Raw genomic sequence first — 14,065 nt, 5'->3', positions numbered from 1 at the left:
GCCGCCGGACTGCACGCGACCCGGCCCGACGCCGCGGTCGTCTCCGTCCGCGCGCCGTCGCCCGGCGCCGCCGTGCGCTGGGCCGCGGACTGCCGCGCTGCCGGGCTCCACGTGGGCTGCTTCCGGCCGCCGTCGGTGCCGGACGGTATCTCCCGGCTGCGGCTCACGGCGCGGGCGGACCTCAGCGACGCCCAACTGGCCGCCGCGGTCGGCACGATCGCCCGGACCGCGCCGGTCACACCCGCCTGAGCGCGGCCACCCCTCCCGGTTTCACTCGGGAGGCGCGCCCGGGGGGAGCGTGACCAGGGACGAGCGCCGCTCACCGTCCAGCAGGCGCAGCGCCCGTACCAGCGTCCCGCTGTGCAGCTCGTGCTCGCCGCGCTCGTGCATCAGCGCGAGCGCGTCCCGCAGCGCAGCGGCCTTGCTCACCAGGGCCTGCGCCGCCCGTAGCCCGCGGTATGTGCCCTCCCCCCGGGCCGGATTGATCCGGCCCAGCAGATCGAGCACCTCGAGATAGCTGTCGATGACCTGGCACTCGGCGCGGGTCAGTGCGGGCAGCGGCGGCAGTTCGGGCGGCGGCAACACGCCTCACCCCAGGGTGCGTTGTGCGCGGGGGTGCTTGCGGCTGACGGTCAGGCGGTCGATGAGCCCGTACGCCATCGCCGCCTCGGCGTCGAAGATCTTGTCGCGCTCGATGTCGGCCCGGACGGTCTCCAGCGGCCGGCCGGTGTGGCGTGCGTAGAGCTCCTCCAGCAGTGCGCGCCGGCGCAGCAGTTCCCTCGCCTGGATCGCCAGGTCGTCGGCCTGTCCCTGCACCGGTTCGGCGAAGGAGGGCTGGTGGATGAGGATCCGTGCACCGGGCAGGGCCATGCGCTTGCCCGGCGCCCCGGCGGTGAGCAGCACGGACGCGGCGGAGACGGCCTGGCCCAGGCAGACGGTCTCGATGTCGCAGGAGACGAACCGCATGGTGTCGTAGACCGCGGTCATCGCGGTGAAGGAGCCGCCGGGAGAGTTGATGTAGAGCGAGATGTCCTGGTCCGGCGCGGCGGCCTCGAGGTGGATGAGCTGGGCCATGATGTCGTTCGCGGCGGTGTCGTCGACCTGGGTGCCGAGGAAGATGATCCGCTCGTCCAGCAGCTTCGAGTAGGGGTCCATGGTCCGCGCGCCGCTACTCGTGCGCTCGGTCAGCTCCGGCAGGACATGACGGGCAGTCGGTCGGCAGGGCATGGGGCCACCTCTCCCTCTGTCAAAAATGTACAGGACGTACATGACGTTATGCTGGGACCATGCCCTACGAGATTCCGGTGACGCAAGCACGCGCGGCACTCGCCGACCTGATCAACCGAGTGGTCTACGGCGGCGAACGCGTGGTGGTGACCCGGCACGGCAAGCCTCTGGTGGCGCTCGTGTCGGCTGCTGACCTGGAGAGACTGCAGGATGCCGGCGCTGCGGCCGAGGAGGGCGTGATCAGTACCGTCTCCACCGTGCGCGACGCCTCGTCCGCTACCGGTGAACGCCGGCGCTTCGGCATCGCCGCCCAGCACCGCGACCCGGCCGCCGGGGAAGGGCGGCCGGGCCGGGAGAGTTGATCCTGTGACGCGCGTGCGCGCTACGAGCTGAGCTGCCAGACGGCGTTCGCGATCGCGTCGGTGTTCAGGTCGAGTGCCTTCTCGTTGATGTTCGAGACGTCGTCGCAGGCCGAGTGGTAGCAGCTGTCGTAGGCCTCGCCGGCGGCGCCGCCCCACTTCTGCGCCTGCGCCTGGGTCATCGTCGCGCCCGCGCCGGTGAAGGTGCCGCCGACGGTGACACCCGCCGCCTTGAACGAGGCGTGGTCGCTTCGTCCGCCCACCTCCGAGGAGGTCTCGGTCGCGATGTCCTTGGCGGCGAACCAGTCCTTGAAGACGCTTTGCACGGCGGCGTCGTCGTCATAGACGAAGTAACCCGCGTTGGGCGAGCCGATCATGTCGAAGTTGAGATAGGTGCCGATCTGGTCCAGTTCGCCGCCGGGCAGGCTGTCCACGTAGTGCCGCGAGCCGACCATTCCCCGCTCCTCCGCACCCCACCACGCGAAGCGCAGGTGCTTGCCCGGCTTCAGGTCGGCGGCGGCGACCGCGAGGGCGACCTCCAGGATTCCGGCGGAGCCCGAACCGTTGTCGTTGATGCCGGGGCCGGCGCTGACGGAGTCGAGGTGCGAGCCGACCATCACGGTCTCGCCCGAGGCGCCGCCTCCCGGCCAGTCGGCCACGAGGTTGTATCCGGTGCTGCCACCGCCGTCGAACTCCTGGACGCTGGTCTCGAATCCGGCCGCGTCCAGCTTGCCCTTGACGTAGTCGATGGAGGCTTTGTAGCCGGGCCGGCCGTGGGCGCGGTTGCCGCCGTTCGCCTCGGCGACCGACTGCAGATCCTTGAGGTCCTGCTGCACGCTGGCGACGGGAATGTCGGGCGCGGCGGCGGACTTGGCCACTGTGGCCTGCGCGCCGGTCGCGCTGAGCAGCGAGGCGGTCAGGACGGTGCCGGCGGTCGCGGCGATCAGAGTTCGGCGCTTGTCTTTGCGTATCACTCGGGGCTCCATGCGGTGTGGGGGGAGTGGTGCGGAGCGAACCTGCCTGGTGTGACGTGAGCATGAGAATCCTGCGTGCGCAGGCGTGCCGTCAAGAGCGCTTACCGGACGGTGTGTTGCGGCATGCGGATACGCGGGAGACGCCGTGGAGCGCGTGGCGGCCACGGCCGGGAGGACGCGGGCGAAGGCCATGCGCCGTCTGTCCGCCACAGAGCAGACGGCGCACGGCCGGTCGATGCCGGCGGGTCAGGCCGCCGGTACGGGCACCCCGGCTGCCCCGGGAGGAGCCGGGGTCTTCTCGCCGTGTGCGCGCAGCCCGCCGACGGTGAGGAGCGTCAGGCCGAGCACCGCCCAGACCGTGAGCACCAGCACCGGTGTGTCCGCGGCGCGGCCGTCGAAGAAGCTCACCGACCGCAGCAGCGAGCCGCCCGCACCGGGCGGCAGCCACTGCCCGGCCGCCCCCACCGGTTCGGGCAGCATCTCGGGCGCCGAGGTGACGCCGGAGAAGGGGTTGCCGAGCAGCACCATGACCAGTGCCCCCAGCCCGATGCCGGCCGGCCCCATCAGCGCGGCCAGTCCCGCCACGGTCGCGCTCACGGCGAGCGAGGTCAGTCCGATGGAGGCCGCCTCCGCCCACCAGTCGCCGCTCAGCACCCCCAGCCAGTTGTCGGTGATCGCGGTCGCGGCCACCCCGACCAGGACCGCCGCACCCAGCAGCCCGGCCACGGCGCGCCCACCGCGCAGGCCGAGCAGCACCACCAATGCGCCGGCGGCTACTCCGCCGAGGGCGATCGGCAGCACGCTCGCGCTCAGCGCCGCGCCCCGCGGGTCGGTTTCCGGGGCCGCGACCACATCGTGGGCACGCGCTTCGGCTTCAGCCGTGGACCGCTGGGTGACGGTCTCCCGCAGCAGCTGGGCGACCACCGGGCTCGCGGCGCTTGCGGTCAGCGCCCGCGGGCCCTGGGCTGTGGCGACGACGGCGCCGTAGATCTCACGCCGTTCGATGGCGGCACGGGCTTCGGTCTCGTCGCCGTACCGGTGCACCTCGAAGGCGTCGCCGCGCTGAGCGAGCTGGTGCTGTACGGGGGCCGTGGCGGCCGGCGGCCCGGCGACGCCGACCGGCAGCTCCCGGGGCGCGGTACGGGCGGCGGGCCAGGCGAAGGCCCACAGTGCGAGAGTGACGATCAGCGGCGTGAGGACGAGAACCGCGATCAGGCGACGGGTGGGCGGCGGCGAAGAGCGCGGGACCGACGGAGCGGGCATGACGTGCCCCCGATTCGATTGATAGAAGGATCGTTCGTTTTGCAACCTCACCGTCCCGTCGTGAAGCTTTCTTGTCAAGAAGGAATGTTCGTTTTACTCTTCCCGCATGGCCCGCGTATCCCAGGAGCACCTCGACGCCCGCCGCCGTCAGATCCTCGACGGTGCTCGTCGCTGCTTCACCCGTAACGGCTTCCACGCCACGTCCATGCAGGACGTCCTCGGGGAGGTGGGCCTCTCTGCTGGAGCCGTCTACCGCTACTTCCGCAGCAAGGACGAGATCGTCGCCGCCGTCGCCGCCGAGACGCTGGAGTGCGTACGCGAGTCGTACGCGATGATCACCGCCGCGGACCCGCCGCCGACTCCCGACGAGCTGTTCGGGTCGGTCCTCGGCCGGCTGCGCGAGTTCCTCGGGGACCCGGCCGATCAGCGTGCGCTGCCTCAGCTGCTGATGCAGGTGTGGGGTGAGACTCTGCGCAATCCTGAGGTGGCGCGGGTACTCACCAAGGGGTATGAGGGTTTGCGCGCACAGTGGGTGCAGCTGATCGAGGCCTATCAGGCGCGGGGCTGGGTGGACCCGGAGGCGAACTCCGAATACCTGGCGCGCACGCTCATCGCCACGGTGCAGGGGTACTTCGTGCAGCAGGCACTCTTCGGCGGTATGGAACCGGCCGAGTTCCAGGAGGGATTGCGGGCGCTGGTCTCCATGCGCGTGCCGGACGCGCACCGGGCGGGGCCGGCCGATCAGACGGGGACGGCGGCACGCTGACGTCGCATCGTTCGCGCAACTTCCGGTCATCCGCCCGGACTTCCCGGACGCACCCGCTGAAGCCCGATTTCCCGGCCCGGCTCGTGCCCCTCACTCCATTGGCCGGGCGTGCCTTCCTCGTCGCCGCCGTTGCCTCCAATGCCCTTCACCTGAGGCGCCCGTTGGGCGGCGCCGGTAGATTCACGACTTGGTAAAGATCATCAAACGACCAGTCCCCTCCCGAGTGTGGGGCGGAAGGATCCGCCTCACACGACCGTGATCAAAAGATCACCGCCGCTCTCAGCGGCCAGCCACTCAGGGGGAGCCCCCACGTGAACAGACGTAAAGCAGGGATCGGTGCCGCCGGCGCCGTTGCCGCCGCAGCGCTCATAGCAGGCGTCATCACCGTCCCGTCCGCCCTCGCCGACGGAACCTCCGATCGGCCCGAACCCGGCGGTTCCGAGGCACGCGGGGTGAAGGCCGCCGCCGCCCGCGCCGCCGAGGCGGGCATCGACTGGAAGGACTGCCCCGAGGACTGGGGCTTCGAGAAACCGATCGAGTGCGGCTTCGTCACGGTCCCCGTCGACTACGCCAAGCCCGGCGGCCGCACGATCAAGATCGCTGTCGACCGCGCCCGGAGCACTGGCGGCAAGGACGACCGGCAGGGCTCCCTGATCTACAACCCGGGCGGGCCCGGCGGCTCCGGTATGGCCTTCCCCGCACGGATCACCGGCAAGAACCCGCTGTGGACGAAAACGGCCAGGGCCTACGACTTCGTCGGCTTCGACCCCCGAGGCGTCGGACACTCCGCACCCATCTCCTGCATGGACCCGCAGGAGTTCGTCAAGGCGCCGAAGCAGGACCCGGTCCCTGACGACGAGGCGGACAAGGCCGCCCAGCGCAAGCTGGCCAGGGAGTACGCCGAGGGCTGCGAGGAGCGCAGTGGCGCCCTCCTGCCGCACATGACCACGCCGAACACCGCGCGCGACCTGGACGTCATCCGTGCCGCGCTCGGCGACAAGAAGCTCAACTTCCTCGGTGTCTCCTACGGCACCTACATCGGCGCCGTCTACAGCACCCTCTTCCCCACCCATGTCCGCCGCATGATCGTCGACAGCGTGGTCAACCCCTCCCGTGACCAGATCTGGTACCAGAACAACCTGGACCAGGACGTCGCCTTCCAGATGCGCTGGGAGGACTGGACGAAGTGGGTCGCCAAGCACGATGAGGCGTACGGCATCGGCGACACCCCGGCCAAGGTCGACAAGCAGTGGGAGAAGCTGCGCGCCACCGCCAAGAAGCGGCCCATCGGCGGCGTGGTCGGTCCGGCCGAGCTCCTGGGCTTCTTCACGGGCGCGCCCTACTACGACCAGATGTGGGCCGAGGTCGCCGCGGTCTGGTCCGCCTACCTCAAGGGTGACGAGAAGGCCCTGATCGACGCCGCCGCTCCCGACATGTCCGATACGGCGGGCAACAAGGACTCCGAGAACGGCAACGCCGTTTACACGGCCGTCGAGTGCACCGACGCCAAGTGGCCGACCAGCTGGCGCAAGTGGGACCGGGACAACACCCGGCTGCACGAGCAGTACCCGTTCCTCACCTGGTCCAACGCCTGGATGAATCTGCCCTGTGCCACTTGGCCGGTCAAGCAGCAGCGGGCGCTGGAGGTCGGTGCGGACGAGGGGCTGCCGCCCGTCCTGATCATGCAGGCCACGCGTGACGCCGCCACCCCGTACGCCGGCGCCGTCGAGCTGCACAAGCGCCTCGGGGGCTCCCGCCTGATCACCGAGCGGGACGCGGGCTCGCACGGCATCACCAACGTCAAGAACCCCTGTCTCAACAAGCGCGTCGACGCCTACCTCCTCGACGGCGAGGCCGGCGCCAAGGACGCGACCTGCGGGCCGCACGCCACGCCGGTTCCGGAGAAGCCCACGGCCAGGAGCGCGGCGGACGCCGAGACGAAGGCCGCCCAGCTCCCGGCCGTTCCGTGACGCGCGGACGCCGGGCACCATCCGCATGACCCGCACCACCCGCACCATGTGAGGGGGACGGCCGGATTCCGGCCGTCCCTCTTCGTGCGTCCCGCGGCCGCCCGTGCTCAGGGCTTCGTGCCGTCTCCCCGCCGCCCCCCGCGGCCGGTGCGCTCCTGCGCCTGCGCTGCCTTGGCGTCGGGCGCGTACAAGTCGACGTACTCCTGGCCCGACAGCTGAAGAATCTCGTGAATGATCTCGTCGGTGACGGCGCGCAGGGCCGTACGCTCCCTCTCGAGCCCGGCGTAACGGGAGAAGTCCAGCGGGTCGCCGAACCGGATGGTCACCCGGCCGAACCGGGGCATCTTCCGTCCCGGCGGCTGCAGTTCGAAGGTCCCCACCATCGCGCAGGGGATGACCGGCACACCTGCCTGGAGTGCCATCGCCGCGACGCCGACCCGGCCCTTGTACAGCCGCCCGTCGTGCGAGCGCGTCCCCTCCGGGTAGATGCCCAGCAGTTCCTCCTTGCGGAGAACGCCCAGCCCCTCGTCGATGGCGGCCTGGCCCGCGCCTTTGCCCGACCGGTCCACCGGGATCTGGCCCACGCTCCGGAAGAAGGCCGCGGTGAGACGACCCTTCAGCCCTGGGCCGGTGAAGTACTCCGCCTTCGCCAGGAACGTGATCCGCCGCGGGACGATCGCGGGCATCAGGAAGTGGTCGGAGACGGAGAGGTGGTTGCCGGCCACGATGGCCGCCCCCTCCTCCGGAACGTTCTCCAGCCCTTCGATCCGTGGTCGGAAGTACAGGCGCAACAGGGGCCCCAGCAGGACATACTTGAACAAGTGATAGAACACGCTTAAGGCCTTCCCCCATGCGTTCCGGTGAGATCGCAGAGTAGTCCCTGGCCTGGAGCCGGGGGAGAGGGCCCCACCGGGGACCGGCTCAGTTCCGCCGTGCCGTGTGCGCTCCCAGAGTGACCAGGCCCAGTACCACCCACGCGAACCACAGCCAGCCGCTCCCTCCCAGGGTCACCGTGTAGGCGGTCACGACCACCAGAGCGGTCACCGTGCATACCGTCAGAGCCTTCGCGGAGTCAGGCATCGCAGAACCTCCTCCCGGCGGCCCGGTCAGTGACGGGGATTCCGTACGAAATGGGGCCGCGCCACGACTTCATGGTCCCTCTCCCACGGCCCGCCGCGCTACTGCCCGGACGTCACTGCCCTCTGGCCTGCAGCGACGCCAGGTACGCGTTGTAGGCGGCCAGCTCCTTTTCGCCGTCCCTGTCCGCGGCCCTGTCCAGGCGCCGCGCCTGCCGCTGCTCGGAGTTGTGCCACTGGAAGACCAGCGCGATCAGCACCAGGACCGAGGGGATCTCACTGAACGCCCACGCGATGCCGCCCGCCGCCGTCTGATCCGACAGCGCGCTCACCCGCAGTGACGGCGAGGGGTGCGCGTAAGTGGCGATCATCGGTTCCGAGGCCATCATCAGCGCGATCCCGAAAAAGGCGTGAAAGGGCATCCCGGCGAACAGTTCCAGCATCCGCATCAGATGACCGGGACGGTGCGGTCCGGGATCCACCCCCATGATCGGCCAGAAGAAGACCAGGCCGACCAGCAGGAAGTGCACCATCATCGCCCGGTGCCCTGTCGTCGACCCCATCAGGAAGTCGAACAGTGGTGAGAAGTACAGCCCGTAGAGACTCGCGATGAACAGCGGGATCGTGAACGCGGGGTGGGTGGTCACCCGCAGCAGACGTCCGTGCAGCAGGGCCACCAGCAGTTCCCGCGGCCCTTTGCGTCCCCGCCCCGCGGACGGCAGCGCCCGCAGCGTCAGCGTCACGGGCGCACCCAGCAGCAGCAGGATCGGAGAGAGCATGCTGATCACCATGTGCTGCACCATGTGGACGCTGAAGAGCACCATCCCGTACTCGTTGAGGCCCGTGCACATCGCCAGGCCCACCGTCAGCACGCCCAGCACCCAGGCGACCGTACGCATCACCGGCCATCCGTCGCCGCGGCCCCGCAGCCGCACCACGGCAGCGGCGTAGAGGCCGAGTGCCAGCAGGCAGCCCACCAGGAAGAACGGCTCGCCGGTGAACTCCAGCCCGCGGCCAAGAGTGAACGGCGGCAGCTCCATGTTCGTGCCGTGTCCGCCGTGGTCCATCGCCGTCTCCCGGTTCGCGCCGATCCGTCCCCACAGCGTAGAAGTTCCCTTCGGCGCGGCGGTCCGGGGGGTGGCGTCAGGCGGCGGGCTGGACCGCCGCGGTGATCCGCTCCTTGCGCAGCGCCTCATACCACTGGTCGTTGACCTGCGGCAGAGCGTTGACATCCAGCGCCAGCTTGATGAGCAGGTCGGCGATCTGCGGGTTGCGCGCCAGCACCGGGCCATGCATGTAGGTGCCGAAGACCGTGTCGTTCCACGCCCCCTCGGTACCGTCGCCGTTGCCGTTGCCCTTGCCCAGCCGGACCTGGGCCAACGGCCGTGCCGCGGGTCCCACATGGGTGATGCCCTGGTGGTTCTCGAACCCGGTCAGCTGCGGCAGCCCCAGCTGTGGGTCGACATCCCCCAGTACGTCACCGACGCACCGCTCCGCCTCGCCGCGGGTGCTGACCACGTCCAGCAGGCCGAGGCCCTGCTGCGGTTCGCCGAGGTCGTTGACGAACTCCTTGCCCAGGATCTGGTAGCCGGCGCAGACGGAGAAGACGATCGCCCCGTTGTCCACGGCCCGCCGCAGCCCGCCGTCCCGGAGCAGCCGTTCGGCCGCCAGCCGCTGGGGCCGGTCCTCGCCGCCGCCGATCAGATAGATGTCCGCCGAGGTGGGGATCTGCTGGTCCGACCGGATGTCGGTCCTCTGCACCGACAGCCCGCGCTGCTGCGCGCGCCGCTCCACCACCAGTGCGTTGCCCTGGTCTCCGTAGGTGCTGAGCAGGTCGGGATAGACCCACACCACCCGCAGGCCCGTGTCACTCATGCTCGCCAACTCCTTGAGCGGGTCGATGGGTCAGTTTCCGACGACGCGGCGCAGATCCTGGAACGCGGTGTAGTTCGCGATCGCCTCGATCCGGCCGGGCGGACACGCCCGTACGGCCTCCTCGGCGCTCTCGAACACCTCGAAGTCGACTCCGGCGACCTCCAGCCGCACCGCCAGGTCGAGCTTCCGGTCCCCGATCACGCAGATCGGGTGCCCCGCCAGCCGGGAGTAGTCCACGTCCCACAGCCACGAGGTGTCGGTGCCGTCCGCGCCGCGGGCGTTCACCGAAAGGATGACCGGCGCCGGGGGAGCGTCGATCAGGGAGAAGGTCTCCAGCCAGCCGGCCGGGTTCTTCGCCAGCAGCAGCCGCAGCTCCCGCTCCAGGTACGTCACCACGTCGTAGCGGCCTGCGACCGCCGTCACCGCGTGCATCCGCTCCAGTGCCACCTGTGGCGGCACCCCGAAGGCCGCCGCGACCGCGGCCGAGGTGGTGGCGTTCGCCTTGTTCGCCCGGCCGGGCAGCTGCAGCTTGATCGGCCACGCCGACCCGTGCGGGTCCAGCACCTGGTCACCGGAGAGCGCCCAACTCGGCGTCGGCCGACGGAAACCGCACTCCGCGCAGAACCAGTCGTCGCCGGGGCGCTGCATGACACCACCGCACGCCGGACAGGACCAGGCATCGTCCTTCCACTCCTGGCCGGCGGCCACCCAGACCACGTTCGGCGAGGAGGAGGCCGCCCAGACCACGAGGGGGTCGTCCGCGTTGGCGATCACCACGGCCTTGGAACCGGACAGGCCCTCGCGCCAGCGCTCGGCCAGTATCCGCGTCTCCGCGGCCCGGTCCAGCTGGTCGCGGGAGAGATTCAGCAGGGCGATGGCCTTCGGGGTCACGTCACGGGCGACTGTGGCGAGGTACTTCTCATCCACCTCGATCACGCCGTACTGCGCGTCCGATCCGCCCGCCAGCGCCGAGGTGATCCCGGCGGGCATGTTGGCGCCCAGCGCGTTGGAGACCACGCCGCCGTTGGCGCGCAGCGCCTCCGCGATCAGGCGGGTCGTGGTCGTCTTGCCGTTCGTCGCCGACACCAGGATCACATCCAGGTGATGGGCCACCTGTGCCAGCAGGTCGGGGTCGAGTCTGAGTGCTACTTTGCCGCCGATCACCGATCCGCTGCCGCGACCCGCGGCTCGCGATACCGCCGCCGCGGCTCTGCCCGCCGTCACGGCCAGCCTCGCCCGCGGCGACAGCGGCTCCGTGTTGCCTGCCATCGTCCTGGTCCTCCTTGCCCCTCGGTCGGGAGCAGCCTACCGAGGTCCGGCGCTCCGCCCGAACCGCCTCACTGCCTGACCTCGGTACGGCCTGCCCGCCGCGGGGCGAGTGGCGCTCGGCCCGCCTGAGTTCGTACGCCGAAATGCCTTCCTCACAAGCCCGGTGCGCCGGCCCGGTCCCCGGCCTCCGCCAGCCGGCCCCACAGCAGATCAGCCAGGTGGCTCACCAACTGAGCCCGCGAACAGGGCCGTTCCCGGAGCCACCAGTCCCCGGCCGCGTACGCCATGCCGACGATTCCGTGCCCCCATACCCGGGCCGCCTCTTCGCCGTCCGGCCCCAGGTCGACGCGCTCTTCTATCACCTTGGCGAGTTCCTCGCCCAACCGCCGTAGCAGCGGAGCGGAGTGCTGGCCGACGTCGAAACCCTGGTCGCCCGCCGAACCGCCCTCGGCGGGATGCATCAGGAAGCGGTAGACCTGCGGCCGCGCCTCGATGGCCGCCAGATACGTGTCGAGGGTGGCCTCGACCCGCCTCCGCCGGTCCGCGGGGGCGTCCAGCGCGGCTCGCAGCGCGTCCAGCAGGGCGTCCGTGTGCCGCACCGCCAGCGCCCGGTAAAGCCCGTCCTTGTCCCCGAAATGCCGGTAGAGAATCGGCTTGGTGATGCCCGCCTCGGCGGCGATCGCGTTCATCGACGCCCCTGGACCGTCGCGCAGTACCACGCGGTCGGCTGCCTCCAGCAGTTCCTTGCGGCGCCGGTCCGCGGCGCTGCGCCGACCTGCCCGCTGTGTGGTCTCCATGGGTGCGCCTCCCCGCCCGTTTCTACTCGCTTAGCCCTGCGAAACGTAACACCCGGAGAACGGGACGGCCGGAGGGTGACGGGAGTTGACATTCGCTACTGGCCAGTAACAGACTTCCATTACCATAGGTAACTTACCTGCTGAGAGGACCGGCCATGGGTGACCCGGGATTCGCACTCGACCTGAACGACGACCAGAAGGAGATCCGTGACTGGATACACGGATTCGCCGCGGATGTGATCCGTCCGGCCGCCGCCGAATGGGACGAGCGCGAGGAGACGCCATGGCCGATCATCCAGGAGGCCGCCAAGATCGGGCTCTATTCCCTCGACTTCTACGCGCAGCAGTTCTTCGACCCCACCGGTCTGGGCATCGCCATGACGATGGAGGAGCTGTTCTGGGGTGACGCGGGCATCGCCCTGTCCATCGTCGGCACCGGACTGGCCGCCGTCGGCGTGCTGGCCAACGGCACCGAGGAGCAGATCGGCACCTGGGTACCGCAGATGTACGGAGACGCGAACGACGTGCAGGTCGCCGCCTTCTGCTCCTCCGAGCCGGATGCCGGATCGGACGTCTCGGCCATGCGCACCCGCGCTGTCTACGACGAGAGCAAGGACGAGTGGGTGCTCAACGGCACCAAGACCTGGGCAACCAACGGCGGCATCGCCAACGTCCACGTCGTCGTCGCCGTCGTCGACCCCGAACTGGGCTCCAAGGGGCATGCCTCCTTCATCGTCCCGCCGGGCACCCCCGGCCTCTCCCAGGGCCAGAAGTTCAAGAAGCACGGCATCCGCGCCTCGCACACGGCAGAGGTCGTCCTGGAGGATGTGCGCGTCCCCGGCCACTGCCTGCTGGGCGGCAAGGACAAACTCGACGAGCGCTTCGCCCGCGCCCGCGAGCGCGCCAAGAAGGGCGGCGAGAGGGTGAAGAACGCGGCCATGGCCACCTTCGAGGCGTCCCGCCCCGCGGTGGCGGCACAGGCCGTCGGCATCGCCCGGGCCGCGTACGAGGTCGCGCTCGACTACGCCAAGACCCGGGTCCAGTTCGGCCGCCCCATCATCGACAACCAGGGCGTCGCCTTCCAGCTCGCCGACATGCGCACCCGCGTCGACGCCGCCCGGCTGCTGGTCTGGCGGGCCTCCTGGATGGCGGCGGCGGGCAAGCCGTTCGAGTCCGCGGAGGGCTCCATGTCGAAGCTTTTCGCGGGCGAGACCGCCAAGAGCGTCACCGCCCAGGCCATGCAGATCCTCGGCGGCAACGGTTACACCCGCGAATACCCGGTCGAGCGCATGCACCGGGACGCCGCGATCTACACGATTTTTGAGGGGACCAGCGAGATCCAGCGCCTGGTCATCGCCCGTACGGTCTCCGGAACCGCCATCCGCTGACCGGCCTGTGCACTGTCGCACCACCCTCCCGGCGCCGGGCGGTGCGACAGTGGTGACGGCACATCACCGTCAGGCCGTCCTGGAGGCGCAGACCATGTCGCTCACGCTTGGTGGCGGACCGCTCGCATCGCGGCCCCCGGAGACCGCCAACTACCGGATCGACGGCCCGGCTCACCGGCTGCTCTGGGAGCCCTTCCCCCGCCGGGTGCGCGCCCTGCTGGGCAGCCGGACAGTCCTCGACAGCACGGACGCCAAACTGCTGCACGAGAGCAACCTGCTGCCCCAGCTGTACGTACCGCGCACCGATCTGCGCGAGGAACTGCTCGAAGCGACCGACCACCGCACGCACTGCCCCTTCAAGGGCGACGCCCACTACTGGTCCGTACGTGCGGGGGAGCGTCTCGCCGAGAACGCCGTGTGGAGCTATCCGGATCCGCTGGACACCGCGGGCTGGCTGACCGGACACGCGGCGGTCTACTGGTCGGCCATGGACGCCTGGTTCGACGAGGACGACGAAGTGACCGGGCACATCCGCGACCCGTACCACCGCGTCGACGTACGGCCCACGAGCCGGCACGTGCGGATCATGGCCGCGGGCCACGACATCGCCGAGAGCCGGCGGGCGCTCCTGCTCTCCGAGACCGGTCTGCCCAACCGCTTCTACCTGCCGATGAGCGACGTCCCCGCCGAACTGCTGCTGCCCAGCGCCACCCACACCATCTGCCCCTACAAGGGCCACGCCTCCTACCGCACCCTGCACATCGGCGACACCGTGATCGAGGACGCGGCGTGGTGCTATCCGGAGCCGCTGGACGGAGTACGCCGCATCGCGGGACACCTCTGCTTCCTCGCCGACGGCATCCAGACCCTGGTCGACGGCACGCCCGTCGGCTGACGTCACTGTCTGAACGCCTTCGCAGATTCCGCACTCACAAGGTTCCTTCCGCACCGACAATGCGCGTATGGGCAAGACTTACGCACACATCGACGAGCGCTTGCGTGCCTTCATCGAGGAACAGCCCGTCTTCTTCACGGCGACCGCCCCACTGGCCGGCGACGGCCACGTGAACGTCTCGCCGAAGGGGCTCGCCGGATCGTTCG

At 70.2% G+C, this 14,065-nt stretch carries 16 protein-coding genes and 1 pseudogene; 7 read left to right on the top strand and 10 right to left on the bottom strand.

The window, feature by feature from the left end:
* Positions 1–249, top strand: a pseudogene (locus ACRDP3_RS27245) (8-amino-7-oxononanoate synthase); the annotation flags it as partial.
* 21 nt (positions 250–270) lie between these two features.
* On the opposite strand, the gene ACRDP3_RS27240 reads toward ACRDP3_RS27245, so the two are convergent.
* Together ACRDP3_RS27240 and ACRDP3_RS27235 are read right to left on the bottom strand one after the other, a co-directional pair.
* Positions 271–582, bottom strand: a complete 312-nt coding sequence (locus ACRDP3_RS27240; RefSeq protein WP_431519675.1) for a hypothetical protein — start codon at positions 580–582, stop codon at positions 271–273.
* Positions 583–588: 6 nt separating this feature from the next.
* Positions 589–1,227 carry an ATP-dependent Clp protease proteolytic subunit gene (locus ACRDP3_RS27235; protein WP_431519673.1) on the bottom strand — a complete coding sequence of 213 codons (639 nt, stop codon included), beginning with the start codon at positions 1,225–1,227 and terminating at the stop codon, positions 589–591.
* 59 nt (positions 1,228–1,286) lie between these two features.
* Here ACRDP3_RS27235 and ACRDP3_RS27230 point away from each other — a divergent pair, with 59 nt between their 5' ends.
* Positions 1,287–1,589: a type II toxin-antitoxin system Phd/YefM family antitoxin gene (locus ACRDP3_RS27230; RefSeq protein WP_431519672.1), complete on the top strand. Its 303-nt coding sequence runs from the start codon at positions 1,287–1,289 to the stop codon at positions 1,587–1,589.
* Positions 1,590–1,609: 20 nt separating this feature from the next.
* On the opposite strand, the gene ACRDP3_RS27225 is transcribed toward ACRDP3_RS27230, so the two are convergent.
* Together ACRDP3_RS27225 and ACRDP3_RS27220 are read right to left on the bottom strand one after the other, a co-directional pair.
* Complete coding sequence (locus ACRDP3_RS27225) at positions 1,610–2,560, bottom strand: M28 family peptidase (protein ID WP_431519671.1); 951 nt, start codon at positions 2,558–2,560, stop codon at positions 1,610–1,612.
* Between the two features lie 246 nt (positions 2,561–2,806).
* The gene (locus ACRDP3_RS27220) at positions 2,807–3,823 is read right to left on the bottom strand and encodes an ABC transporter permease (RefSeq protein ID WP_431519670.1); all 1,017 of its coding nucleotides are present in this window, start codon (positions 3,821–3,823) and stop codon (positions 2,807–2,809) included.
* Between the two features lie 106 nt (positions 3,824–3,929).
* On the opposite strand from ACRDP3_RS27220, the gene ACRDP3_RS27215 reads away from it, so the two are divergent.
* Positions 3,930–4,589: a TetR/AcrR family transcriptional regulator gene (locus ACRDP3_RS27215; RefSeq protein ID WP_431519669.1), complete on the top strand. Its 660-nt coding sequence runs from the start codon at positions 3,930–3,932 to the stop codon at positions 4,587–4,589.
* A gap of 311 nt (positions 4,590–4,900) precedes the next feature.
* On the top strand, positions 4,901–6,559 hold the full coding sequence (locus ACRDP3_RS27210) for an alpha/beta hydrolase (RefSeq protein WP_431519668.1): 1,659 nt from the start codon (positions 4,901–4,903) through the stop codon (positions 6,557–6,559).
* Between the two features lie 107 nt (positions 6,560–6,666).
* Here ACRDP3_RS27210 and ACRDP3_RS27205 read toward each other — a convergent pair whose 3' ends face one another.
* The 6 genes from ACRDP3_RS27205 to ACRDP3_RS27180 form a co-directional block, all read right to left on the bottom strand.
* On the bottom strand, positions 6,667–7,392 hold the full coding sequence (locus ACRDP3_RS27205; RefSeq protein WP_431519667.1) for a lysophospholipid acyltransferase family protein: 726 nt from the start codon (positions 7,390–7,392) through the stop codon (positions 6,667–6,669).
* Between the two features lie 88 nt (positions 7,393–7,480).
* The gene (locus ACRDP3_RS27200; RefSeq protein ID WP_431519666.1) at positions 7,481–7,639 is read right to left on the bottom strand and encodes a hypothetical protein; all 159 of its coding nucleotides are present in this window, start codon (positions 7,637–7,639) and stop codon (positions 7,481–7,483) included.
* A gap of 112 nt (positions 7,640–7,751) precedes the next feature.
* Positions 7,752–8,702, bottom strand: coding sequence for a cytochrome c oxidase assembly protein (locus tag ACRDP3_RS27195; RefSeq protein WP_431519665.1), 951 nt, complete (start codon positions 8,700–8,702; stop codon positions 7,752–7,754).
* Between the two features lie 76 nt (positions 8,703–8,778).
* On the bottom strand, positions 8,779–9,510 hold the full coding sequence (locus ACRDP3_RS27190; protein ID WP_431519664.1) for a type 1 glutamine amidotransferase: 732 nt from the start codon (positions 9,508–9,510) through the stop codon (positions 8,779–8,781).
* 30 nt (positions 9,511–9,540) lie between these two features.
* Positions 9,541–10,779, bottom strand: coding sequence for a MurT ligase domain-containing protein (locus ACRDP3_RS27185; protein ID WP_431519663.1), 1,239 nt, complete (start codon positions 10,777–10,779; stop codon positions 9,541–9,543).
* 152 nt (positions 10,780–10,931) lie between these two features.
* Positions 10,932–11,576, bottom strand: coding sequence for a TetR family transcriptional regulator (locus ACRDP3_RS27180; RefSeq protein ID WP_431519662.1), 645 nt, complete (start codon positions 11,574–11,576; stop codon positions 10,932–10,934).
* A gap of 155 nt (positions 11,577–11,731) precedes the next feature.
* Here ACRDP3_RS27180 and ACRDP3_RS27175 point away from each other — a divergent pair, with 155 nt between their 5' ends.
* The 3 genes from ACRDP3_RS27175 to ACRDP3_RS27165 all read left to right on the top strand — a co-directional run.
* A complete protein-coding gene (locus tag ACRDP3_RS27175) occupies positions 11,732–12,964 on the top strand; it encodes an acyl-CoA dehydrogenase family protein (RefSeq protein ID WP_431519661.1) in 1,233 nt (410 codons plus the stop codon).
* A gap of 52 nt (positions 12,965–13,016) precedes the next feature.
* Positions 13,017–13,859: a DUF427 domain-containing protein gene (locus tag ACRDP3_RS27170; protein WP_431519660.1), complete on the top strand. Its 843-nt coding sequence runs from the start codon at positions 13,017–13,019 to the stop codon at positions 13,857–13,859.
* A gap of 67 nt (positions 13,860–13,926) precedes the next feature.
* On the top strand, positions 13,927–14,065 hold a 139-nt coding region (locus tag ACRDP3_RS27165), incomplete at its 3' end, for a pyridoxamine 5'-phosphate oxidase family protein (protein WP_431519674.1).

Origin of the sequence: Streptomyces sp., assembly GCF_050698815.1 — a bacterium.
Classification (GTDB): domain Bacteria; phylum Actinomycetota; class Actinomycetes; order Streptomycetales; family Streptomycetaceae; genus Streptomyces.
The sequence above is the reverse complement of the archived record's forward strand: the minus strand, read 5'-3'. Positions and strand labels throughout refer to the sequence as shown.